General features: G+C 69.0%; 23 protein-coding genes and 1 tRNA gene. 12 read left to right on the top strand and 12 right to left on the bottom strand.

The genetic code is table 11. The annotated features are described in order from the left end of the window. Window positions 1-26 precede the first annotated feature (26 nt). From ABDC25_RS15700 to ABDC25_RS15685, 4 genes are all read left to right on the top strand, one after another. Window positions 27-1,388 carry an aminotransferase class I/II-fold pyridoxal phosphate-dependent enzyme gene (locus tag ABDC25_RS15700; protein ID WP_021201252.1) on the top strand — a complete coding sequence of 454 codons (1,362 nt, stop codon included), beginning with the start codon at window positions 27-29 and terminating at the stop codon, window positions 1,386-1,388. Further along, entirely contained in the window at window positions 1,385-2,635 is a 1,251-nt protein-coding gene (locus ABDC25_RS15695; RefSeq protein WP_347123552.1) for a pyridoxal phosphate-dependent aminotransferase, read from the top strand. The genes ABDC25_RS15700 and ABDC25_RS15695 overlap by 4 nt, the downstream gene beginning before the upstream one ends. A 13-nt stretch (window positions 2,636-2,648) precedes the next feature. Further along, a tRNA-Cys gene (locus ABDC25_RS15690) sits at window positions 2,649-2,719 on the top strand. Window positions 2,720-2,762: 43 nt separating this feature from the next. Continuing rightward, entirely contained in the window at window positions 2,763-3,875 is a 1,113-nt protein-coding gene (locus ABDC25_RS15685; protein WP_347123550.1) for a DegT/DnrJ/EryC1/StrS family aminotransferase, read from the top strand. Between the two features lie 35 nt (window positions 3,876-3,910). On the opposite strand, the gene ABDC25_RS15680 is transcribed toward ABDC25_RS15685, so the two are convergent. After that, entirely contained in the window at window positions 3,911-4,762 is an 852-nt protein-coding gene (locus ABDC25_RS15680) for an AraC family transcriptional regulator (protein ID WP_021201249.1), read from the bottom strand. Window positions 4,763-4,885: 123 nt separating this feature from the next. On the opposite strand from ABDC25_RS15680, the gene ABDC25_RS15675 reads away from it, so the two are divergent. Then, complete coding sequence (locus ABDC25_RS15675; protein ID WP_021201248.1) at window positions 4,886-5,431, top strand: peroxidase-related enzyme; 546 nt, start codon at window positions 4,886-4,888, stop codon at window positions 5,429-5,431. Between the two features lie 98 nt (window positions 5,432-5,529). On the opposite strand, the gene ABDC25_RS15670 is transcribed toward ABDC25_RS15675, so the two are convergent. After that, on the bottom strand, window positions 5,530-6,261 hold the full coding sequence (locus tag ABDC25_RS15670; RefSeq protein ID WP_021201247.1) for a glutamine amidotransferase: 732 nt from the start codon (window positions 6,259-6,261) through the stop codon (window positions 5,530-5,532). Continuing rightward, window positions 6,258-7,268 (bottom strand): glyceraldehyde 3-phosphate dehydrogenase NAD-binding domain-containing protein, encoded by a 1,011-nt coding sequence (locus tag ABDC25_RS15665; protein WP_347123547.1) that lies wholly within the window; start codon window positions 7,266-7,268, stop codon window positions 6,258-6,260. Before ABDC25_RS15665 ends, ABDC25_RS15670 begins: the two co-directional genes overlap by 4 nt. A 51-nt stretch (window positions 7,269-7,319) precedes the next feature. Here ABDC25_RS15665 and ABDC25_RS15660 point away from each other — a divergent pair, with 51 nt between their 5' ends. Then, the gene (locus ABDC25_RS15660) at window positions 7,320-8,000 is read left to right on the top strand and encodes an HAD-IA family hydrolase (protein ID WP_136024483.1); all 681 of its coding nucleotides are present in this window, start codon (window positions 7,320-7,322) and stop codon (window positions 7,998-8,000) included. Window positions 8,001-8,015: 15 nt separating this feature from the next. On the opposite strand, the gene gabT is transcribed toward ABDC25_RS15660, so the two are convergent. After that, window positions 8,016-9,353 (bottom strand): 4-aminobutyrate--2-oxoglutarate transaminase, encoded by a 1,338-nt coding sequence (gene gabT, locus ABDC25_RS15655; RefSeq protein ID WP_021201244.1) that lies wholly within the window; start codon window positions 9,351-9,353, stop codon window positions 8,016-8,018. Window positions 9,354-9,433: 80 nt separating this feature from the next. Here gabT and ABDC25_RS15650 point away from each other — a divergent pair, with 80 nt between their 5' ends. Beyond that, window positions 9,434-10,213 (top strand): YggS family pyridoxal phosphate-dependent enzyme, encoded by a 780-nt coding sequence (locus tag ABDC25_RS15650; RefSeq protein WP_051668098.1) that lies wholly within the window; start codon window positions 9,434-9,436, stop codon window positions 10,211-10,213. A 6-nt stretch (window positions 10,214-10,219) separates the two neighbouring features. After that, the gene (locus ABDC25_RS15645) at window positions 10,220-11,095 is read left to right on the top strand and encodes a heme o synthase (protein ID WP_347123544.1); all 876 of its coding nucleotides are present in this window, start codon (window positions 10,220-10,222) and stop codon (window positions 11,093-11,095) included. A 37-nt stretch (window positions 11,096-11,132) separates the two neighbouring features. Here ABDC25_RS15645 and ABDC25_RS15640 read toward each other — a convergent pair whose 3' ends face one another. Continuing rightward, window positions 11,133-11,336 (bottom strand): CDGSH iron-sulfur domain-containing protein, encoded by a 204-nt coding sequence (locus ABDC25_RS15640; protein WP_297555630.1) that lies wholly within the window; start codon window positions 11,334-11,336, stop codon window positions 11,133-11,135. After that, window positions 11,333-12,376: an iron-containing redox enzyme family protein gene (locus ABDC25_RS15635; RefSeq protein ID WP_347123542.1), complete on the bottom strand. Its 1,044-nt coding sequence runs from the start codon at window positions 12,374-12,376 to the stop codon at window positions 11,333-11,335. Before ABDC25_RS15635 ends, ABDC25_RS15640 begins: the two co-directional genes overlap by 4 nt. 155 nt (window positions 12,377-12,531) lie before the next feature. Here ABDC25_RS15635 and ABDC25_RS15630 point away from each other — a divergent pair, with 155 nt between their 5' ends. After that, a complete protein-coding gene (locus ABDC25_RS15630; protein WP_347123540.1) occupies window positions 12,532-13,377 on the top strand; it encodes an AraC family transcriptional regulator in 846 nt (281 codons plus the stop codon). A 94-nt stretch (window positions 13,378-13,471) separates the two neighbouring features. After that, the gene (locus ABDC25_RS15625) at window positions 13,472-14,323 is read left to right on the top strand and encodes a phytanoyl-CoA dioxygenase family protein (RefSeq protein ID WP_347123538.1); all 852 of its coding nucleotides are present in this window, start codon (window positions 13,472-13,474) and stop codon (window positions 14,321-14,323) included. Window positions 14,324-14,336: 13 nt separating this feature from the next. Here the strand turns inward: ABDC25_RS15625 and ABDC25_RS15620 are convergent, their stop codons facing one another. The 4 genes from ABDC25_RS15620 to ABDC25_RS15605 all read right to left on the bottom strand — a co-directional run bounded on the left by ABDC25_RS15620 (window position 14,337) and on the right by ABDC25_RS15605 (window position 18,040). Further along, window positions 14,337-15,167 carry an endo alpha-1,4 polygalactosaminidase gene (locus ABDC25_RS15620; RefSeq protein WP_347123536.1) on the bottom strand — a complete coding sequence of 277 codons (831 nt, stop codon included), beginning with the start codon at window positions 15,165-15,167 and terminating at the stop codon, window positions 14,337-14,339. Next, window positions 15,164-16,561 carry an MFS transporter gene (locus tag ABDC25_RS15615; protein WP_347123534.1) on the bottom strand — a complete coding sequence of 466 codons (1,398 nt, stop codon included), beginning with the start codon at window positions 16,559-16,561 and terminating at the stop codon, window positions 15,164-15,166. Before ABDC25_RS15615 ends, ABDC25_RS15620 begins: the two co-directional genes overlap by 4 nt. A gap of 91 nt (window positions 16,562-16,652) precedes the next feature. After that, window positions 16,653-17,765, bottom strand: a complete 1,113-nt coding sequence (locus ABDC25_RS15610; protein WP_347123532.1) for a YbdK family carboxylate-amine ligase — start codon at window positions 17,763-17,765, stop codon at window positions 16,653-16,655. A gap of 8 nt (window positions 17,766-17,773) precedes the next feature. Continuing rightward, window positions 17,774-18,040, bottom strand: a complete 267-nt coding sequence (locus ABDC25_RS15605; protein WP_021201234.1) for a Rho termination factor N-terminal domain-containing protein — start codon at window positions 18,038-18,040, stop codon at window positions 17,774-17,776. Between the two features lie 123 nt (window positions 18,041-18,163). Here ABDC25_RS15605 and ABDC25_RS15600 point away from each other — a divergent pair, with 123 nt between their 5' ends. Continuing rightward, entirely contained in the window at window positions 18,164-18,328 is a 165-nt protein-coding gene (locus ABDC25_RS15600; RefSeq protein WP_017201713.1) for a hypothetical protein, read from the top strand. Window positions 18,329-18,403: 75 nt separating this feature from the next. Here the strand turns inward: ABDC25_RS15600 and ABDC25_RS15595 are convergent, their stop codons facing one another. After that, window positions 18,404-18,610, bottom strand: a complete 207-nt coding sequence (locus tag ABDC25_RS15595) for a CsbD family protein (RefSeq protein WP_017829324.1) — start codon at window positions 18,608-18,610, stop codon at window positions 18,404-18,406. A 215-nt stretch (window positions 18,611-18,825) separates the two neighbouring features. On the opposite strand from ABDC25_RS15595, the gene ABDC25_RS15590 reads away from it, so the two are divergent. Further along, window positions 18,826-19,203 (top strand): hypothetical protein, encoded by a 378-nt coding sequence (locus ABDC25_RS15590; RefSeq protein WP_347123529.1) that lies wholly within the window; start codon window positions 18,826-18,828, stop codon window positions 19,201-19,203. A gap of 52 nt (window positions 19,204-19,255) precedes the next feature. On the opposite strand, the gene ABDC25_RS15585 is transcribed toward ABDC25_RS15590, so the two are convergent. Next, window positions 19,256-19,603 carry a hypothetical protein gene (locus tag ABDC25_RS15585; RefSeq protein WP_347123527.1) on the bottom strand — a complete coding sequence of 116 codons (348 nt, stop codon included), beginning with the start codon at window positions 19,601-19,603 and terminating at the stop codon, window positions 19,256-19,258. Window positions 19,604-19,733: the final 130 nt, after the last annotated feature.

Below are 19,733 nucleotides of genomic sequence, written 5' to 3'. Positions count from 1 at the left end.
GTCAAAAGATCGCCTACGGTCGAACCATGGCCCAGGCACCCGATCGCGAAGACCTCGAAGATGGCATCGTCGGGTCGACCGCGGCGGAGATCTCCGAGAGCGTGCGCGACCTCGTCGAGCGGGGTGCATACGCTCCGGGAGACCAGCTGCCGTCGGTCAGATCCCTCGCCGCTCGCCTCGGCGTGAACAGGAACACGGTGCTGGCGGCCTATCGTTCGCTGGTCACCGCGCGCATCGCCGCCACGGGTGGCCGCACCGGAACCACGGTGCTCGGGCCGGCGCAGAACCCCGACGAGGGATTCACCCCCGGCTCGGTGCTGCGTGATCTCGGCAGCGGCAATCCCGATCCCGCCCACCTTCCCGACCTCGCAGCCGCCTTCGCCGCTGTCACGCCCGGCCACGTGCTCTACGGCGAGTCCGTCATCGACGCCGACCTCGCCGAATGGGCGACCGAGTGGATCGCGGCCGACCATCCGCGTCCGTTCCGCCTGTCGATCACCGCCGGGGCGGTCGATGCCGTCGAGCGCCTCTTGGCCCAGACCCTGGTGCAGGGCGACCGCGTCGGGCTCGAAGACCCGTGCTTCCTCTCCAGCATCCACACCGCGCGTCTCGCCGGATACGTGCCGGTCGCCATCCCCGTCGATCGCGAAGGGATGACCGTCGCCGGCCTGCGTGCGGCCCTCGAGAGCGGCGCGCGCGCGATCGTCTGCACGCCGCGTGCCCACAACCCGACCGGTGTCGGCACCAGTCCTGCACGCGCACGAGAGCTCCGCGAGGTCCTCGCCGATCATCCGCACGTGCTCGTCATCGAAGACGACCATTTCTCGATGCTCGCACCCACGCCCTACGAGAGCATCATCGCCCCCACGCAGCAGCGGTGGGCGCTGGTCCGCTCGGTGTCGAAGTTCCTCGGGCCCGACATGCGCCTCGCGGTGACGGCATCCGATCGGGTGACCGCTCAGCGTCTGGCGCTGCGCCTGAGCCCCGGAACCATGTGGGTGAGCCATGTGATGCAGCGGCTCGCCGCCACGATGCTGCGCGATGACGAGACCCGGGAGCTCATCATCGAGGCGGGCGCGCACTATGCGGGGCGCAACCGCCTCTTCGTGTCGATGCTCGTCGAACAGGGGATGCACGCGCAGGCGGACAGCGGGCTCAACGTGTGGGTCGACGTCCGCGACGATGCGACGGAGATCAGCCGTCGCCTCGCTTCGCGCGGCTGGCTCGTGCGCCCCGGCTCCGAGTTCGCGCTCGATCCCGGCAGCTCGCAGGGCTCCACCCAGCTTCGCCTGACCGTGCACACGCTCGACGACGCGGAGATGCAGCGCCTCGTCGACGACCTCGTCGGGGTCGCCGGGGGCTCGAGCGCGGCGGGGGTGGAGGCATGACCCCGTCCCGGCCGGAGAGGGTCGATCATCGGATCGGACGCTCCTCGCGGTTGGAAGGCGTCCTGTACGACCTGCGCGGACCGGTTGCCGAGCGCGCGGCCGAACTGGAGAAGCGCGGAGAGTCCATCCTCCGTCTCAACATCGGCAACCCCGCCCCGTTCGGCTTCGACGCCCCGCCGGCCATCGTCGAGGCTCTCCGCTCGGCGTTGCCTCAGGCGCACGGCTACTCCGAGTCGGCCGGTCTTCCCGAGACCCGCGAAGCGATCGGAGCGCATTACGCGCTGCGCCCCGGATTTCCCGCACTGGGGATCGACGACATCACCGTAGGGAACGGCGTCTCGGAGCTCGTGGGGCTGACGCTGCAGGCGCTGCTCGAGCCGGGCGACGAAGTGCTCATCCCGAGCCCTGACTACCCCTTATGGACGGCGTCGACCGTGCTGGCCGGAGGGCGAGCGGTGCACTATCCGTGCCTCGAGGCCGAAGGATGGACGCCCGACCTCGCCGCGATGGAGGCGTCGATCGGTCCGCGAACCGCGGCCATCGTGGTGATCAACCCGAACAATCCGACCGGTGCGGTCTACACGCGTACGGTCCTCGAGCGGATCGCCGAGCTCGCGCGGCGCCACGGCCTCCTGCTGCTCTCGGACGAGATCTACGACCGGGTCGTCTTTCCGGGATACGCGCATGTGTCCATGGCGCAGGTCGCCCCCGACGTTCCGTGCGTCACGTTCGCCGGGCTGTCCAAGACCCACCGTGTCGCGGGCTACCGTGCGGCATGGATGACGACGACAGGGTTCCACCGCGACGATCCCTTCCTCTCCGGAGTGCGTCTGCTCGCCTCGATGCGCATGTGCGCGTCGGTGCCGGCGCAGCACGCGATCACCGCGGCCCTGACCCACGACGACTCGCTCGACGCTCTGGTGGCGCCCGGCGGCCGGCTGACGCGGCAACGGGATGCGGCCCTCGAAGCGCTCGAGGCGATTCCCGGGGTCGATACGCAGCCGGCGGGTGGGGGGCTCTACCTCTTCCCGCGACTGGATCCCGAGGTGCACGGCATCGAAGACGACGAGCAGCTGGTGCTCGACTTCCTCGACGCCGAGCGGATCCTCCTCGTACACGGCAGGGCCTTCAACCTGCAGACGCCCGACCACCTCCGGATCGCTTTCCTTCCGGAGGCCGAAGTGCTCACCGACGCGCTCCGTCGGCTCGGAACGTTCCTGAACGGGTACTCGCCGCCCGGACGCTGAGCACATCCGACCCGGTGGAGTGACCGAGTGGCCAGGTCGCGGTCCGCAAGACCGTGCACGCAGGTTCGATTCCTGCCTCCACCTCAACCGGGCTCATGCGAGCCGCCGCCGACGAAGGGCTTCCACGATGGACAGCGCATTCATTCCCGCCGCCAAGCCGATCATCGGCGATGACGAGGTCGCCGCCGTCGAACGCGTGCTCCGCAGCGGCATGCTCGCCCAGGGAGCGGAAGTCGCAGCCTTCGAAGCCGAGTTCTCCGCGCAGTTCCTCGACGGACGGACGGCGGTCGCCGTCAACTCCGGCACGAGCGGTCAGCTGCTCGGGCTCATCGCCGCAGGCGTGGGTCCGGGGGATGAGGTGATCGTCCCCTCCTTCACCTTCGCGGCCGTCGCCAACTCCGTCGTCCTCGCTGGGGCGACTCCGGTCTTCGCCGACATCGAGCCGGCGCACTTCACCCTCGACCCCGAACGGGTGCGGGCGGCGATCACCCCGAGGACGAAGGGGATCATGCCCGTGCACCTGTACGGGCACCCCTTCCTCGTCGATGGCATCGAAGCGCTGGCGGGAGAGCACGGACTCGCCATCTACGAGGATGCCGCGCAGGCGCACGGAGCCGCCTGGCGCGGACGTCCGGCGGGAACCATCGGTGCGTTCGGGATGTTCAGCCTGTACCCCACCAAGAACATGACCGCCATCGAGGGCGGCATCGTCTCGTGTGCTCGGGACGATCTCGCCAGGACCGTCCGCCTGCTGCGCAATCAGGGGATGGAGACGCAGTACGCGAACGAGATCGTCGGGTACAACAACCGCATGAGCGAGGTACTTGCGGCGGTGGGGCGTGTGCAGTTGCGCAAGGTGGGAGAGTGGACGCGGCAGCGACAGCGGAACGCCGCCCTGCTGGATGCCGAGCTCGCCGGCCTCCCCGGTCTCACCCTGCCTCCGGTCGCTCCCGAAGCCGAGCACGTCTACCACCAGTACACCGTCCGCATCGCCGACGGCGAGCGGGATCGTGTGCGTGATGCCTTGCGGGACGAGCATGGGGTCGGCGCAGGCGTCTACTACCCGATCCCGAACCATCGGCTGCCGTCCCTGCAGAGGTTCGCCCCGGAAGCGGAGTTGCCGGAGACCGAGCGGGCAGCGCAGGAAGTGCTCTCCATCCCGGTTCATCCCTCACTCTCGTCCGCCGATCTCGAACGGGTGATCGATGGGCTCCGAGCGGTGCTCGCGGCCGGTCGCTGATCGGTTCCGTCACACGGACCTGTCACGGTCGATCATCACGCGGCGAGCGTCAGCCACGCTCGAGGCGAGTGCCCGATGCGCTGAGCGAACACCCGCGAGAACGCCGATGAGCTGGCGTAGCCCAGTTCCGCCGCCACGGTGCTCACGGACACGCCCGCGCGCAGTTGCTCCTGGGCGATCGTGAGCCGCCACTCCGTGAGATAGTCGCCGGGGGAGCGCCCGAGCACCTCTTTGAAGCGGGCGGCGAATGCGCTTCGCGACATCGTGGCGGTGCGGGCGAGGGCCTCCAGGCTCCAGGACTCTCCTGGGGCCTCGTGCATCGCGACCAGTGCGGGGGCTAGCCGCTCGTCGGCGAGGCCGGGTATCAAGCCTGGCGGGAGGTCGAGTCGTTCGGCGTGATCGAGCATCCACCGCAACAACTGGATGAGCACGACCTCGAACATGCGATCCGCCACCAGGGGGCGACCGCACCGCACGTTGTCGACCTCGGAGAACATCAGGTCGAGTGCGGGGCTGAGCGTCTCGACCTCGTCGAGCGGCAGGACGATCGACGACGGCAGAGTGCGCACCAGCGGGTGCGTGGCGCCGCCGTCGAAGTCGAGCGTCGCGCAGGCGAAGTCGGATTCATCGGTCGGTGCGTTGAGGAAGGAGTGGTCGATCGGGCGGGGGAAGAACAGCAGGCTCGGTCGGGTGATGACCTCGCGCTCTGAGCTGCCGTCCGCACGGCGGTGCGTCACCTCCATCTCGCCGCGGCGCAGGACGTGCAGGAAGCCGTGGCCGCCGCTCGCCGGAAAGACCGTCGTTCCGCAGAGGGGGCCGTTGTGGAACAGCCGGGTCCGCACGCGGAAGCGTTCGAGCAGGGGAGAGAGGCGGTCGACGGCGGGCATACCTTCAGTATCGTGGACGATATGTCATGAAAGCAAGACTCTTTGGTGCGTATCGTCCGATATCTTTCGAAAGACTGAAGTGAGCCCGGATCCGGGCCCATCCCGTCATCGAAGGAGCATCCCGTGCCCAACGTCCCTCTCATCGACCGCGACAACGCCACCGGAAACGTCAAGGAGCAGCTCGACCAGATCGCCGGCGCCTTCGGAGCCGTGCCGGCCATGTTCCGCGCCGTCGCCAATTCTCCTGCTGCTCTCACGAGCATGTGGAGCGCATTCGGTGCCTTCGGCGGAGGATCCCTCGGTGCGGCGCTCGGCGAGCAGATCGCCGTCGCCGTCGCCGACCGGAACTCGTGCCAGTACTGCCTCGCAGCGCACACCGCCCTCGGCAAGAAGGCCGGTCTCAGCCGCGAGACGCTCACTGCCGCGCAGAGCGGCGAGTCCGACGACCCGCGCACGGCGGCACTGCTCGCCTTCGCGCTGAAGCTCGTCGAGGAACGCGGCCAGGTGTCCTCGGCGGACGTCGACGCCGTGCGCGCGCAGGGCTGGACCGACGAGCAGATCGTCGAGACGATCGCACAGGTCGCGCTGAATCTGTTCACGAACTACGTGAACATCGCTCTGGATGTCCCGATCGACTTCCCGAGCGTGGCGCTGCGTCGCGCGAGCTGAACGCCGCCACGCAGAAGGGGCCGGGTCCGTGGGGACCCGGCCCCTTCTGCGTGCACGGTCGGCTTCTGCGTGTGCTGCGCGCCTCGTAGGCGGCGGCGTCAGGCGGGGGAAGTCGGCTTCTCCACCGCATCCAACCAGGCGGCGATGGTGGAACGAGCCGCCTTTTCGAGCTTCGGTCCGTAGGCTCTGGCATCCTCGCGGATGATGCGCGGATCGATGCCGTTGTGGTGCAGCTCGTGCGCGTGGCCGATCAGCCAGCGTCCGATCGTGCGGTGGTCGGCCTCGAGGTGGAACTGCAGGGCGAGCACGGCGTCAGTGCTGAAAGCCTGGTTCGGGAACTCGGGCGTAGAGGCGAGATGGCGGGCGTTCGGGGGAATCGTGAAGGCGTCGCCGTGCCAGTGCAGCACCGGCATGCCGTCGAGCGGACGCAACGGCGAATCGAGGCCCTCCGTGGTGAGGTCGAGCGGTGCATAGCCGATCTCGACCGCACCTGTCGGGCGCACCTCGGCACCCAGCGCCTCGGCGATCAGCTGCGCGCCGAGACAGATCCCCAGCAGAGGCCGCCCGGAGCGGAGTCGATGGGAGACGGCCTCCTTCGACGCATGCAGCATCGGATAGCCGTCGGCGTCGTGCACGCCGATCGGACCCCCCAAGACGACCAGGAGATCGGCGTCATCCACCCGCTCGATGTCGATGGCCTCGATCCCGAGGTCGACGTACTGCACGCGATACCCGCGTTCGCGCAGGAGCGGTTCGATGTTTCCCAGGTCTTCGAAGTGCACGTGCCGGAAGGCGAGCGCGGTGCGCTCCCACGGGGTGGCGTTCGTCATGCGGGCAGCCTTTCTGCGACGTATTCGGCGAGCTCGGTGAGACGGTGCGAGTACCCCCACTCGTCGTCGTACCAGGCGGAGATCTTCACCTGCGACCCGATCACCCGGATCAGCCCGGCATCGAGGATCGACGAATGCGGATCGATGACGGTGTCGGCGATGGCGATCTCGTCGTCGGCGCAGCGCAGGATGCCCTTCAGCGGGCCGTCGGCGGCGGTCTCATAAGCGGCTCTGACCTCGTCGACCGTGACCGGACGGGAAGCGGTGACCGTGAGATGCGTGATGGAACCGCTGATCGCCGGGACGCGCAGGGCGAAGCCGTCGAGACGGCCCTCGAGTTCGGGGATCACGCGTCCGATGGCCAGCGCCGCCCCGGTGTCGCCGGCGGAGATCTTCGTGCCCTTCCCTCCGGCGGATCGTGGATCGGAGTGCGGGATGTCCTGCAGGAGAAGGTCTGTCGAGTCGGCGTGGATCGTCGTCATGAGGCCGGCGTCGATGCCGAAAGCCTCATGGAAGACCTTCGCCACGGGGGCGAGGCAGTTCGTCGTGCAGGAGGCGCTGGAGATGACGTGGTGCCGGGTCGGGTCGTAGGTGTGCTCGTTGACCCCGCGCATGAACGTGCCGTCGTCGCCCGCGGTGGGAGCGGTCATGATCACCTTCCTGGCCCCTGCGGTCAGATGCTTCCTCGCGTCGTCGGACCGGGTCTCGGCCCCCGTGGACTCGATCACGATGTCGATCCCCAGTGCCGCCCACGGAAGCCGCAGCGGATCGCGTTCCGTGAACATGCGGATCGCGTGGCCGTTGAGGAAGAGGTGCTTGTCGTCGAACCGCACGCCGCGGGTCGACGGACCGCTGTGACCGTCTCGCTGCAGCAGCTCGGCGAGAGCACGGGGCCCGCGCGGATCGTTCACCGCGACGAGCTCGAGCTCCGAGCGGCGGGCGGGCAGCAGGCGGAGCTGGTTGCGGCCGATCCGGCCGAGCCCGTTGACGGCGATCCTCGTTGGCATGGTGGTCCCCTCCGTGGCGCGGTCCCCCCGTGCCGATGATAGTTTTGGCCTATGCCAAAATTATCACATGTGCGAAGCGGAGATTCCTGGGAGTTCGAACGCGCCGGCGTGCTGTTCGACTGCGATGGCGTCCTGGTGGACTCGGTCGCGTCGGCGGCTCCCGCCTGGGAGGCCTGGGCGCGTCGGCACGCCCCGTCGTTCGACTTCCTCCGGGATGCGCCGCATGGCATGAGGCCGAGTGAAGTCGTCGCGGGTCTGGTGGGCCCCGATGCCGCGGCCGCCGCGACTGCAGAACTGGTCGCCCTCGAGATCGAGGCGGCCGTGCATACGAGAGCGATCCCCGGTGCCGCACGCCTCGTGGGGTCGTTGCCGCGTGATGTCTGGGCGGTCGTGACGAGCAGCAATCGCGCCGTGGCGCTGGCCCGGTTGCAGAGCTCCCACGTGCCACGGCCTCCGACCCTGGTTGCGGCGGAGGACGTGCCTCGCGGCAAGCCGGAACCCGACCCGTACCTCCTCGGCGCCTACCGGCTGGCGCGTGCTGCCGAGGACTGCATCGTGTTCGAGGACTCGGTCCCGGGGATCCGCTCGGCTCGCGCGGCGGGTGCCGGATTCGTCGTCGGCGTCGGAGCAGGATCGGCCGACGGCGATCCCGACGTGGTGGTCGCAGACCTCCGCGCGGTTCGGTGGCGGGACGGCGTCCTCGTGGTCGACACCGCCGGCGGGGTCGACTGACGTGCCGGTAGAGCGTCAGCCGAGCGTCGTCAGGGCGCGGTCGATCACGTCCATGGCGATGTCGATCTGATCGTCGGTGGTCGTGAGCGTCGGCAGGAATCGGATGACGTTCGAGTCGCTGCCCGCGGTCAGCAGCAGGATGCCGTGCTGGGCCGCGTAGGCCGCGATCGCCGACGCGGCCCCGGCTGCCGGCAGCGACGTGTCGGGGTCGCTCAGCTCGAACGCGTACATCGCGCCGATCCCGCGGACGTCTCCGATCAACGGGTGGCGGGAGGCCAGGGCGGCGAGATGGTCCTGGAGGCGTGCGCCGATGCGCAGAGCCTCCGCGAAGAAGTCGCCGCGGTCGAGCTCGTCGAAGACCGAGAGGGCGGCGGCGATGGAGACCGGGTTGCCGCCGAAGGTGCCCCCGAGCCCACCCGGGTCGGGCGCATCCATGATCTCGGCGCGACCGGTGACGCCGGCGAGCGGGAGTCCGGCCGCGATGCCCTTCGCCGTGAGCACGAGATCGGGGATCACGCCGAAGTGCTCGCTCGCGAACCAGGTGCCTGTGCGGCCGAGCCCCGTCTGGATCTCATCGGCGATGAACACCACGCCGTTGCGCGTGCACCATTCCTGCAAGGCGGGGAGATATCCGTCTGCAGGAACCACGAATCCGCCCTCGCCCTGGATGGGTTCGGCGATCAGAGCGGCGAGGTCGGCGGTGCCGATGCGCTGTTCGAGGTGGGCGATCGTCCGCTGCGCCGCCTGCGCGCCGGTGAGTCCATCGCGGTAGGGGTACGAGTTGGGCACGCGGTGGATGTCGGGGGCGAAGGGCCCGAACCCGGTGCCGTACGCGGCCTTGTGGTTCATCGCGAGTGTGAGGTTGGTGCGCCCGTGGAAGGCGTGGTCGAGGGCGGCGACCGCGCGGCGACCGGTGTATCGACGAGCGATCTTGACCGCGTTCTCGACGGCCTCCGCGCCGGAGTTCACGAACACCGAGCGCTTCTCATGGTCGCCCGGCGTCTTCTCGGCGAGGCGCTCCGCCAGTCGCACGTAGCCCTCATAGGGGGTCACCGTGAAGAGGGTGTGCGTCACCTGCTCGAGCTGTGCGGCGGCGGCGGCGATCGCGGCCGGATTGCCGTGCCCGATGGTGGTGACGCCGATGCCACTGCCCAGGTCGAGGAAGCGGTTGCCGTCGACATCGGTCACCCAGGGACCCTCGGCGTGCGCGATGTACACCGGCAGAATGCTCCCGACACCGCGCGCGACCGTTCTCGTGCGACGTTCGTGGATCGACCGGCTGCGCGGGCCGGGCACCTCGGTCAGGAGGGAAGGCGCGGCGGACGCGTCGGGGAGGACGAGAGACGAGGGCATGGCGGCTCCTTGGGTGAGCGGTGCCGAGCGAAGGACCTCGCCCGGTCGAATCGGCCTAAGACTATGTTACAGTTTGACCTATGTCAAAAATGGAAGCACCGGTCGGCTCCGATGACCGCTATCCCACGGCGTTCACCGTCGAGGACTTCCGGCGCAACCTCGCGGGCGTGGAAGCACGCATCGCCGCGGCGGCGCACCGAGCGGGCCGTGACCCGGACGAGGTGACGCTGCTGCCGGTGAGCAAGACCGTTCCGACCGATCGCGTCCGGGTCGCGATCCAGTCGGGTATGCGCCTGCTGGGCGAGAACAAGGTGCAGGAGGCGGTGCGCAAGAACGGCGAGACCGCCGACCTCGATGTGTCGTGGTCGATCATCGGACACCTGCAGACCAACAAGGCGAGAGACGTCGCCGCATTCGCTGCGGAGTTCCAGGCTCTCGACCGGCTGCGCGTCGCCGAGGCGCTCGATCGGCGTCTCCAGGCCGCGGGTCGCAGCCTCGACGTCTTCGTGCAGGTGAACACCTCGGCCGAGGACTCGAAGTTCGGGATGCCCCCCGAAGAGCTCCCGGCATTCCTGGAGGCGCTTCCCTCCTACGGGACGCTGCGGGTGCGGGGCCTGATGACGCTCGCCATCCTCACCCCCGACGACACCCGCGTACGTGAGTGCTTCTCCCTGCTGCGCACGCTGCGAGATCAGGCCAGAGAAGACGCCCCCGACCTGATCGGTGCGGGCGAGCTGTCGATGGGCATGTCGGGCGACTACGAGATCGCCGTCGAAGAGGGGGCGACCTGCGTGCGCGTGGGGCAGGCGATCTTCGGAGCCCGCGCGCTCCCGGACAGCTACTACTGGCCCGAGGGCTGAACGCGCGTGCTGCAGACCCTGCGCGCGTACGTCGAACTCACCAAGCCCCGCATCCTCGAGCTCCTCCTCGTCACCACGATCCCGGTCATGGTGTTCGCTGCCGATGGCCTGCCCGATCTGGGTCTGATGGCGGCGGTGCTCATCGGCGGGGCGCTGAGTGCCGGGTCCGCCGGTGCGTTCAACATGTACATCGAGCGGGAGAGCGACGCGCTGATGGAACGGACGGCTCAGCGCCCGCTGGTCACCGGCATCGTCTCACCGCGGGCTGGGCTGACCTTCGCGTGGGTGCTCGCCGCAGGCTCCGTCGTGTGGATGCTGACTCTGGTCGGTCCGTTGCCCGCTGCGCTCTCGACAGCGGGACTCGTGCTCTACGTGGCGTTCTACACGGTACTGCTGAAGCGTCGCACCGAGCAGAACGTGGTCTGGGGCGGTGTCGCGGGGTGCGTTCCCGTGCTCGTCGGCTGGAGCGCGGTGCGAGGCGGCATCGAATGGCCGGCCGTCGTGCTGTTCCTCGTGGTCTTCTTCTGGACTCCGGCGCACTACTGGCCGCTCTCGATCCGGTACCGGGACGACTACCGGCGTGCGGGCGTGCCGATGCTCGGTGCGACGCGCCCCCCGGCCTATGTCGCCGTCAGGGTGATCGGGTTCGCCGTGGCGACGGTCGTGTGCTCGCTGGCACTCCCGTTCGTCGCCGAGGTCAGTGGACTGTACGTGGTGACGGCACTCGCCGCGGGCGCGGGTTTCCTCATCTCTGCGTACCGCATGCGCGTGCGCGACCGGCGCGGTGCGGAGCTGCGCCCCATGCTCGTCTTCCGCGCGTCGATCGTCTATCTCGCGGTGCTGTTCCTGGCGGTGGGCATCGATCCGCTCTTGACGCGATGACGCGATGACGCGCTGGCGCCGAGCCGCGGAGGCAGCCTCAGTCGTCGGTGCGGAAGCCCGCCGCCTTGTGGGTGCCGTCGCAGAAGGGCTTGAGCGCCGAGAGGCCGCAGCGGCACAGTGCGACCGTGCGGCGGTGCGGTGCGATCCGCTCGCCGTCGGCCGTGCGCAGATCGATCTCACCCCGCACGAGCAGCGGGCCGTCGGGGTAAGGCGTGATCGTCGCGCGCTCCTCGCCGCTCACGACGGTGTCCGTTCGCGGAGGGATGAGGCACCCGCGGACCAGGACTCCAGGATGTGCGCCCCGCCCCACCCGTCCATCGTGAGGCCGGCGGCGGCACCGAACATGATGTCGGGCAGGAGCTCCGGGCGGTCCTCGGCGAGGCTGCCGGCGAGGTCTCGGGCGGCGATCTGCTCGTGCACCGCGTCGGCCTCGACGTGCTCGTCGAAGTACTCGGTGACATCGGGGGCGAACCCCAGCCGGCGCAGACCGTCGGCGTACAGGCGGCAGGGAATCGACGAGGTCATCTCGTAGGCGGCCAGGTGTCCGACGATCGAACCGACCAGGCGGCGATTGAGTCCGAACATCGACATCATGTTGAGTGACGCGAGCGTGACGGCGGGCAGATCGTCGATGTATGCGCCGTAGGTGTCATCGAGACCGGCCGCACGCATCGCTCGCGCGAAGAGGGTGGCATGCACGCGATGCGGGCGTCCGCCGCCGTACTCGTCGGACTGGATCTCGACGAGCGCCGCCTTGGCGCGTCCGTCCAATCGAGGAATCGCCCAGGAGTGCGGGTCCGCCTCGCGCAGTGTGTAGGCCGAACGCTGGATGAGCATCTCCTGCGCCTGCGCCTCGGTGGCCTTCTTCGCGAAGTACCGCGAGAGACTCGGTCCGGAATCGGCGCCCGCGAGCGCGAAGAGCGCTCGACCGACGGCATCGACCGTCGGCTCCGGGAGGTCAGGCATCGGCACCTTCCCGCGCAACTCGCCCTCGAAGGCCGCTTCGAGCAGGCGCCGGGTCGCGAGGAGCGCGGGATCCCACTCCCGATCGGGATCGAGCTGCGGGAGCGATCCGTAGGCGGAGGCGTAGAGCACGAACAGGGCGAGCTGGACGTCGTCGTCGCGGACGACGTCGGCGCTCGCCGCGACGACCTCCTCGGCGATGGTGGTGTGGTCGCCGGCGTCTTCCGCGCCGGTGAGATGCGCGATCACGGCGCGGCTCACCGGCCCTCTGTCGGAGAATGCCAGGGCTGGTGCGGATGCCGGGGCGGATGAGGTCATGTGTCGAGCTCCCAATCGATGCGGACACTCCGTATCCTGCGCGGAACGGTGGGATCCGGCCAGGGACTTGACGTGGGCTCTTCCGTGAGCCACGCGCGGGAGCTGCCGGAGCGATGCGCGGGGTGGACGGCGGGCGCGGCAGTAGGCTGACGTCGATGACGCCGACGGCCTCCTGGTCCCACTACGCCTCACCGCGCCATGCGATGCGACGATTCCTGATCTCGTGCCATGGAGCCGGGGAACAGGCGGGCCTGCAGCCGCCTTTCCGTCAGCGGGCACTCCCGACCCGCGGCCTCGTCTACATCTCCGAAGGGCGCGGCAGCTACGAGGAGTACGAGCCGCGCGGCCTGCAGGTGCCGGTGGCGGGCCCGGCGGTGATCTGGCTCACGCCCGGAGTCCGTCACGGATACGGCTCCGACGCCCGGGGGTGGTCGGAGCACTGGGTGCTGTTCGAGGGCGAGCCCTTCGCGGCATTCGAGACGACCGGACTGGGAGGGCGCCACCGGCCGGTGCAGAAACTCCTCCGTCCGGTCGAAGACGCGGATGCGATCTTCCGTGAGCTCTGCGTGGCTGTCGCCGCGGTGGGGGCGCGGGCGGAGATCGCCGCATCGGTCGCGACGCAACGGCTCTTGCTCGCCATCCTCGATGCCGCGGATCCGGCGGAAGGGGCGGCGGCCGGTGCCACCATCGTCGACCTCGTCACTCGTGGTGCGACCCGGACCCTCTCGGTCGCCGAGCGGGCAGCCGCCGTCGGGCTCACCGCGCGCGAGCTGGGGGATGCCGTGCGTTCCGCGACCGGGCTCACAGTGAACGATCTGGTCATCGAGGTGCGCATCGCGCAGGCCCAGTCGCTCCTGGCGGAGACCAGGCTCGATGTGGGCCAGATCGCCGCGCAGGTCGGCTACGACGACGCGGCCTATTTCTCCCGACTCTTCCGGCGGCGCACGGGGGCCGCGCCATCGGCGTTCCGCCGGCAGCAGGCCCGATCGCGCTTCGACTGAATACTCCAAGTCGCGGTCGGTTCATCCCGGATAATCCAATGATCCGGCGGAAAAGTCCATGGACGGAAGTCCAAGTGTCGCCGACGCTGGAGTCATGCTCACCTCCAACGGATACACCCTCGACGATTCTCCGTCCCGCCTGGGCAGGATGGAGCCCGTGCCGGACGCCATCCGCAGCGACAAGGATGCGCTGTGGGATCGGTTGCGTCGCGACGGCTATCTCTATCTGCCGCAGCAGCTCGATCCGCAGCTGGTCGCCTCGTTCCGCGAGTACTACTTCACGGCGATGGCGGACACCGGGATCACGGAGTCCGGTTCCGATCCCGCCGTCGGCATCGGCGCGCAGGGAGAGATCGACAGGGCGAAGATCCGCGCCGCCCTGTTCGACGAGATCGTTCCGGGGGAGCGATACGCGGCGCTGACCGGACACCCCGACATCCGCGGGTGGTTCGAATGGTTCCTCGGCGATGACGTGCACCTGCACCGGCGCAAGATCATCCGCCACATCCGTCCGGGCGAATCGGGCATCGGCACCGCCACACAGGCACACTACGACCTCGTCTATCTGCGCGAGGGAAGCGAGCGCGTGCTCTCGATGTGGATCCCCCTGGGAGACTGTCCCGTCGAGCAGGGCGGTCTCACCTATCTCGAAGGCAGCCACCACTGGGCCCTCGCCGCCGAGCGGGATCGCGGTGACAGGCCCCCGGCTGCGTCGATCACGGCCGACCTCCCCGCTCTCGCCGAGGCGCACGATGCGCGGTGGCTGCTCGCCGACTACCGGGCCGGCGACGTGATGGTCCATTCGTCGTACGTGGTGCACGCCAGCACCGACAACGTCGACCCGCAGGGGCGTATCCGTCTCTCCACCGACATCCGCTATCAGCGGGCATCCGAGCCGATCGACTGGCGCTGGCAGGAGCACTGGCACGAGGACGACGGTCTTTGAGCAGCCGGATCGCTCAGCCGCAGGTCTCGAACACGTAGGCGCCGTCGTCCGGGGTGACGAGGTCGCGGTCGCGGAGCACCATCGCGGCGGGAGAGGCGTCGTCGGCGCACATCTCGGCGAAGGACCGCGGGAGCTCGTCGGCGTACTCGATGTCGATGACGTGGTCGCCGTAAACCGACGTGTAGGCCTCGCACTCCTCGTACGCGGCGCATTCCTCGGTGACGGCGAAGTCGAAATCGGCCCGCGCGCGGAGCGGAGCCGCGTCCTCGGCGGCGTTCTTCTGCCCGGCGGCGAGCCCCGCGGTGTGGGCGGCATCGACGAGGAGCGAGGCCAGTGCCCGGTTGTCGTCGAACGAGAGGGAACCATCGGACCGTGAGTACGAGTCGAGGTTGTCGAATTCCACCGCGTCGAAGCCGGCATCCGCGCATTCGTCGATCCAGGGCTTCACCGTCTCGGAGATCCTGTCTCGATGCTCCGCGGTCGACGTGTCGAGCAGCGCCTCGTCCGGCCAGTCCGGATCGAACACGACCTCGCCCCCGCGCTGGAGCAGCAGATCGCGCGGCCAGTCTGCGAGTTCGCCCGGCTGCGTCTGGAAGCCGTTCACGTAGCAGATCGAGTACACGCCGGGTACGGGCTCGGCGCTCCGGTCCCGCCCGACGATGCCGACCTCGGGGCCCGGTGCGTAGGCTCCGCCCAGCTGGTAGTCGGGCACCGCGCCGGAGGGCGGAAGGGTGACGCTCGACGAAGGCGAATGCGCGGGCGCGGGGGAGCAGGCCGTCAGCGCGAGCGCTCCGACGACGATCAGACCGCCCCATCGGCCTCGCGCGAGTGCGGCCACGGTCATCGCGGAACGGGTCCGGTCGCGGCCGCGTCGGCCGGTGCCGGTTCGGCCGGATTGCGGCGGATGCCGATCCACGACACCACGCCGCCGATCACGAGCAGCGTCGCCGTGACCCATGCCGCGCTGTGGAACCCGTCGAGGTCGAGCGCACCGCCGACGATCGTCGACAGCATCGCCACCACGAGCAGCCCGGCGACACGCGAGACGGCGTTGTTGACGGCCGAGGCGATACCCGAGTGGTTCTCGTCGATCGCTCCGAGGATCGCGGCCGTGAGCGGAGCGACCGTGAGCGAGAGCCCGAGGCCCATCACGATCATCGCCGGCAGCACCTGCCACCAGTAGTCGAAGTCGGCCGAGACGAGGAGCAGCATGAGGGCGCCGACGGCCATGAGCAGCGGTCCGATCGTCATGAAGATGCGCGGTCCCCACCGACCGGCCCACTGGCCCGCGCGCGAGCTGACGAGGATCATCAGGATGGTCATGGGCAGGCTGGCCAATCCCGCGGCGGTCGCGCTGAGGCCCGCCCCCTGCTGCAGGTAGACGCCGACCACGAAGCCGTTGAGCGACAGGGCCGCATACACGAAGAAGGTGGCGAGGTTGCCCCAGCCGAAGTCGCGCACCCGGAACAGCCACAGGGGCATGAGGGGCGACGCCGAATGCTGCTGACGCCACAGGAACAGGGCGAACAGGGCGGCGCCGGCCACGGCCGGAATCCAGATCGCGGGCGACTGCCACCCCAGATTCGGCTGTTCGATGAGTGCGAAGACCACGGCGCCGAGTCCGACCGCGCACAGCGCCCCGCTCCACCAGTCGACCGTGATGCCACGGGGATGCTCGGGCAGACGAAGACGGGAGAGCAGGAGGAGAGTGATGCCGATCGGGATCACGTTGATGAGGAAGACGAAGCGCCAGGACAGGTAGTCGACGAACAATCCGCCCAGCAGTGGACCGACCAGCTGTGCTCCCGTGGTGAACGCCGTCCAGACGCCGATCGCCCTCGACTGCACATCGGAGCGCATGGTCGCGGTGATCAGTGCGAGCGAGCTCGGCACCAGCAGCGCACCCGCGGCCCCCTGCGCGGCCCTGGCGATGATCAGGACGAGTGGATCGAATGCCGCGGCCACGGCGATGGATGCCACGCCGAAGGCGATCAGCCCGATACGCATCACCAGCACCCGGCCGTAGGCGTCCGACACCGATCCGGCCAGCAGGATCAGGGCACTCAGAGTGATCAGATAGGCGTCGACGACCCACTGCTGGGTGGTGATGCCGCCTCCGAGTTCGCGACTGATCGCGGGCAGCGCCACGTTGACGACCGTGCCGTCGAGGAACGTCACGAACGACGCGAGCACCGCGATCGAGATCACGAGGCGCTGGAGCGGGGCGAAGGAGGCCACAGGCCGACCATACCGCCGTCATCGGACGTCGGGGCCGGCGAAGATCGGGGCCGGCGAAGATCGGGGCGGGTGAAGATCAGGTCGGCGAAGATCAGGTGGTCGGTGCGGAGGCCGGCTGCTCTGCGGGGGCGGGAAGCGGTGCGGCTGTCCCTGCGCGGAGAAGATCGCCGAGGGCACGCGTCCCGCCCTCGGCGACGGCGCGGCGCTGGCGCTGCGCACCGGACCCGTCGGTGCGCAGCCGATCGATGCCATCGCGGACCCGATCCTCGTCGCCGAGTTCGCGGAGCGTGGGAGCGATCGCGGACAGCATGCGGTCGGCGAGCTTCCAGGCGTCTTCGGCCTCGCCGGTCGTCGGATCGAGCAGGCGTGCGTCCATCCCTCGACGGGCCGCCGTCCACAGAGAGGCGTCGATGCCGTCGACACCGATGTCGGCGAGCGGCAGATCGGTGGTGAGCACGAGTGCGCGGGAGAGGAGCGCGGCGGACACCGAGTCCTCGGCCGTCAGTTGGGCGTCGAAGACCCGGACCTCGACGGTCGGGTACCGCTCCGATATCCGGGCCGACCATGAAAGCGACGCCGCATCGGTGAGCGCGCCGACGTCGATGAGACGCTGCACACCTGAGCGATAGTCGTCGTAGTCGCGGAAGCATGGCGGGGCCCATGACGACGGCAGCCGACGGATCAGGATGCTGCGCCAACTGGCGAAGTCGGAATCCCGTCCGTTCACGAACGGGCTGTTCCCGGTGAGCGCCAGCAGCACGGGGAGCCAGCCGCGCACCCGGTTCAGGGCGCGGACCCGCTCCTCGTCGTCGGTGACCTCGACGTGCACGTGCAGCCCGTTGACCTCGTGGTCGCGCGTGAGATGTCCGAGCTGCGACGCGACGTCGTCGTAGTGCGGCGAGGGCGATACGGCGGAGGACCGGGTCGAGGCGAACGGGGTGCCGGTGCCGGCGGCGATGGCATGCTGATCCTGGGCGTGCCATCCGATGAGGCCGCGCAGATGGGCCAGCTGCGCTTCAGCGTCCGTCGCGGTCGTGACCGGCTCGGTGAGGCACTCGATCTGCGAGGTCAGGTACTCTCTCGTCACTTCTCCGCCCGTCCTGAGGCGCGTGATGCGCTCGCGAGTGCCGGCGGTGAGCGTCACGGGCACCAGCGAGTGCGCATCCAGGAAGAGGAACTCCTCCTCGATGCCGAAGCGCGCCATCCGCGGCCTCAGTGATTCCTGAGCGCGGAGATCAACTCGGATTTCCGCTTGCCGCTGTAGCCGGTCAGACCGAGTTCCTTCGCACGCGCGCGCAGCTCCGGCACGGTCCAATCCTCGTAGTCTCCGTGTTCGCCGCCGCGGCGCCCCACGGCACTGCGCCCCTCTTTCGCCGCGGCGTTCGAGATGCGCGCGGCCTTCTCCTTCGAGGCGCCGTCTTTCCTCAGCTCTTCGTACAGCTCGGGATCCTTCAGCGAGTTGTCGCGTCTTCCTGGCATGTGCTCGTCTCCTTCGCGCACTCGGAGGGGGTAAGTCAACCCCCTCGGGCATAACGCTTCCCACGGCTAGCGTGGAGGCACCACAGTCGGGCGTTCGCGCCTGCCGAAAGAAGGGAAAGACCGATGAACATCCTCCTGATCATCGTCATCGTCGTCGCAGTGATCCTTGCGATCACCGGAGGACTGGTGCAGTCGCTCCAGTTCCTCCTGTGGGTCGGGCTCGTCCTCCTCGCGATCGCTGTGATCGCCTGGTTGATCCGAGCGATCAGCGGCAGCCGCAAGGTCTGACGACTCCACACGTCTGCCCCATCGAGGTGAGGCCCGCCGTTCGGCGGGCCTCACCTCTTCGGTGTGTGGGGCGTCTTACTTCTCGAACGCGTCCCGGACGCTGTCGCCGGCCTTGCCCGCGGCGTCCTTCACGTTCTCGCCGGCCTGCTTGGCGGAGGCCTTGACCTGATCCGCCTTGCCCTCGGCTTCGAGCTTCTCGTTGTCGGTGAGCTTTCCGACGCCTTCCTTGACCTTTCCGGCGGCCTTCTCGGCGGCGTTCTTGATGTCGTCTGCGGCACTCATGTGCGGCTCCTCTCGTAGGCGGATCGATTGCTTCCGACACTCTCACTCCTGCGGAGAAGCGGCCACGGGATTGACAATCGGCTCGCACCATGACAACGTTCGGCGCCCATCGACTCATGCACCGGGAAGGACTAGCCTGGCGCCAGGCGGGTGGTCCTGCCCGCGGACCTCGACCAAGGAAGCGGTGTGCGATGGACTCGATGATGATGGGCGCCATGTCGAAGAACATGGAGTCGATGCCCGACATGCAGATGATGGACATGGCCGTCATGCAGGCGTGCATGGATGCGTGCGCCGCCTGCGAGCAGGCCTGCACGGTGTGCTCGACGCAGATGATGGACTGTTCACCGGCGTGCATGAACTGCGCCGACATGTGCAACACCATGATGCGGTCGATGATGCGGATGCAGGGCATGACCCCGGCGTCGATGATGGCGATGCTGAACGCCTGCATCGCGATGTGCAGGACGTGCATGGACGCGTGCGCGCGGCATGCCGACGAGAGCGACGTCTGCCGGATGTGCGCTCAGGCGTGCCAGGCCTGCATGGATGCCTGCACCGCCATGAAGGAAATGCTGATGGCGAGCGCCTGAACCGGAACGCCTGAACCTGAACGCCTGAACCGGGGGCGGGCTCAGGGCGCGATCAGACGGCTGCGACGTTGAACTGCGTGCCGCCGACGGCCAGCACGCCGTAGCGCGCGTGGAGTGCGACGGGGGTGCCCGGGGCGGCTTCGAGCGCAGCGCCGGAGCCGTTCCACAGAACGTGCGCTTCGCCGTCGAGCGTGCGCACCACGAGGTCTCCCGATACCGCGTCGGCAGACTCGACCAGGGCGTCGATCCACTCCGTGGGCGTCGCCGAGGCGATGCGTGCCTGGATGAGGTGCAGAGCATGGCCGGGGGCGAAGGAGGAGCACCGGCCGCCGTGGCTGCACATGCACGCCGCACGCTCACGCACCGGGAGGGGCGAAAGGCGGTTCAGCGGCGTGGACACGGTGGTCTCCTTCTGCTCGGACGTTCCGGAAAGACTAAGACGCCCGTCGCGCTGTGCCCAGGCGGGCCGACACGGAGTGAAACAAACGGGTGTAAGCTCGCCGGGTGCTGTCGTCGATGAGCGCCCACGG

It is taken from the genome of Microbacterium sp. SY138 (assembly GCF_039729145.1).
Classification (GTDB): domain Bacteria; phylum Actinomycetota; class Actinomycetes; order Actinomycetales; family Microbacteriaceae; genus Microbacterium; species Microbacterium maritypicum_A.
This window is presented reverse-complemented; position numbering and strand designations above follow the sequence as displayed.

Coding starts and splice junctions, on each gene's coding strand:
- ABDC25_RS15650 (WP_051668098.1), top strand. CDS start 9,434: ATGTCAAAAATGGAAGCACCGGTCGGCTCCGATGACCGCTATCCCACG.
- ABDC25_RS15695 (WP_347123552.1), top strand. CDS start 1,385: ATGACCCCGTCCCGGCCGGAGAGGGTCGATCATCGGATCGGACGCTCC.
- ABDC25_RS15590 (WP_347123529.1), top strand. CDS start 18,826: ATGTCGAAGAACATGGAGTCGATGCCCGACATGCAGATGATGGACATG.
- ABDC25_RS15630 (WP_347123540.1), top strand. CDS start 12,532: ATGACGCCGACGGCCTCCTGGTCCCACTACGCCTCACCGCGCCATGCG.
- ABDC25_RS15620 (WP_347123536.1), bottom strand. CDS start 15,167: ATGACCGTGGCCGCACTCGCGCGAGGCCGATGGGGCGGTCTGATCGTC.
- ABDC25_RS15685 (WP_347123550.1), top strand. CDS start 2,763: ATGGACAGCGCATTCATTCCCGCCGCCAAGCCGATCATCGGCGATGAC.
- ABDC25_RS15625 (WP_347123538.1), top strand. CDS start 13,472: ATGCTCACCTCCAACGGATACACCCTCGACGATTCTCCGTCCCGCCTG.
- ABDC25_RS15660 (WP_136024483.1), top strand. CDS start 7,320: ATGCCAAAATTATCACATGTGCGAAGCGGAGATTCCTGGGAGTTCGAA.
- ABDC25_RS15680 (WP_021201249.1), bottom strand. CDS start 4,762: ATGCCCGCCGTCGACCGCCTCTCTCCCCTGCTCGAACGCTTCCGCGTG.
- ABDC25_RS15595 (WP_017829324.1), bottom strand. CDS start 18,610: ATGAGTGCCGCAGACGACATCAAGAACGCCGCCGAGAAGGCCGCCGGA.
- ABDC25_RS15600 (WP_017201713.1), top strand. CDS start 18,164: ATGAACATCCTCCTGATCATCGTCATCGTCGTCGCAGTGATCCTTGCG.
- ABDC25_RS15700 (WP_021201252.1), top strand. CDS start 27: ATGGCCCAGGCACCCGATCGCGAAGACCTCGAAGATGGCATCGTCGGG.
- ABDC25_RS15635 (WP_347123542.1), bottom strand. CDS start 12,376: ATGACCTCATCCGCCCCGGCATCCGCACCAGCCCTGGCATTCTCCGAC.
- ABDC25_RS15665 (WP_347123547.1), bottom strand. CDS start 7,268: ATGCCAACGAGGATCGCCGTCAACGGGCTCGGCCGGATCGGCCGCAAC.
- gabT (WP_021201244.1), bottom strand. CDS start 9,353: ATGCCCTCGTCTCTCGTCCTCCCCGACGCGTCCGCCGCGCCTTCCCTC.
- ABDC25_RS15605 (WP_021201234.1), bottom strand. CDS start 18,040: ATGCCAGGAAGACGCGACAACTCGCTGAAGGATCCCGAGCTGTACGAA.
- ABDC25_RS15670 (WP_021201247.1), bottom strand. CDS start 6,261: ATGACGAACGCCACCCCGTGGGAGCGCACCGCGCTCGCCTTCCGGCAC.
- ABDC25_RS15610 (WP_347123532.1), bottom strand. CDS start 17,765: ATGGCGCGCTTCGGCATCGAGGAGGAGTTCCTCTTCCTGGATGCGCAC.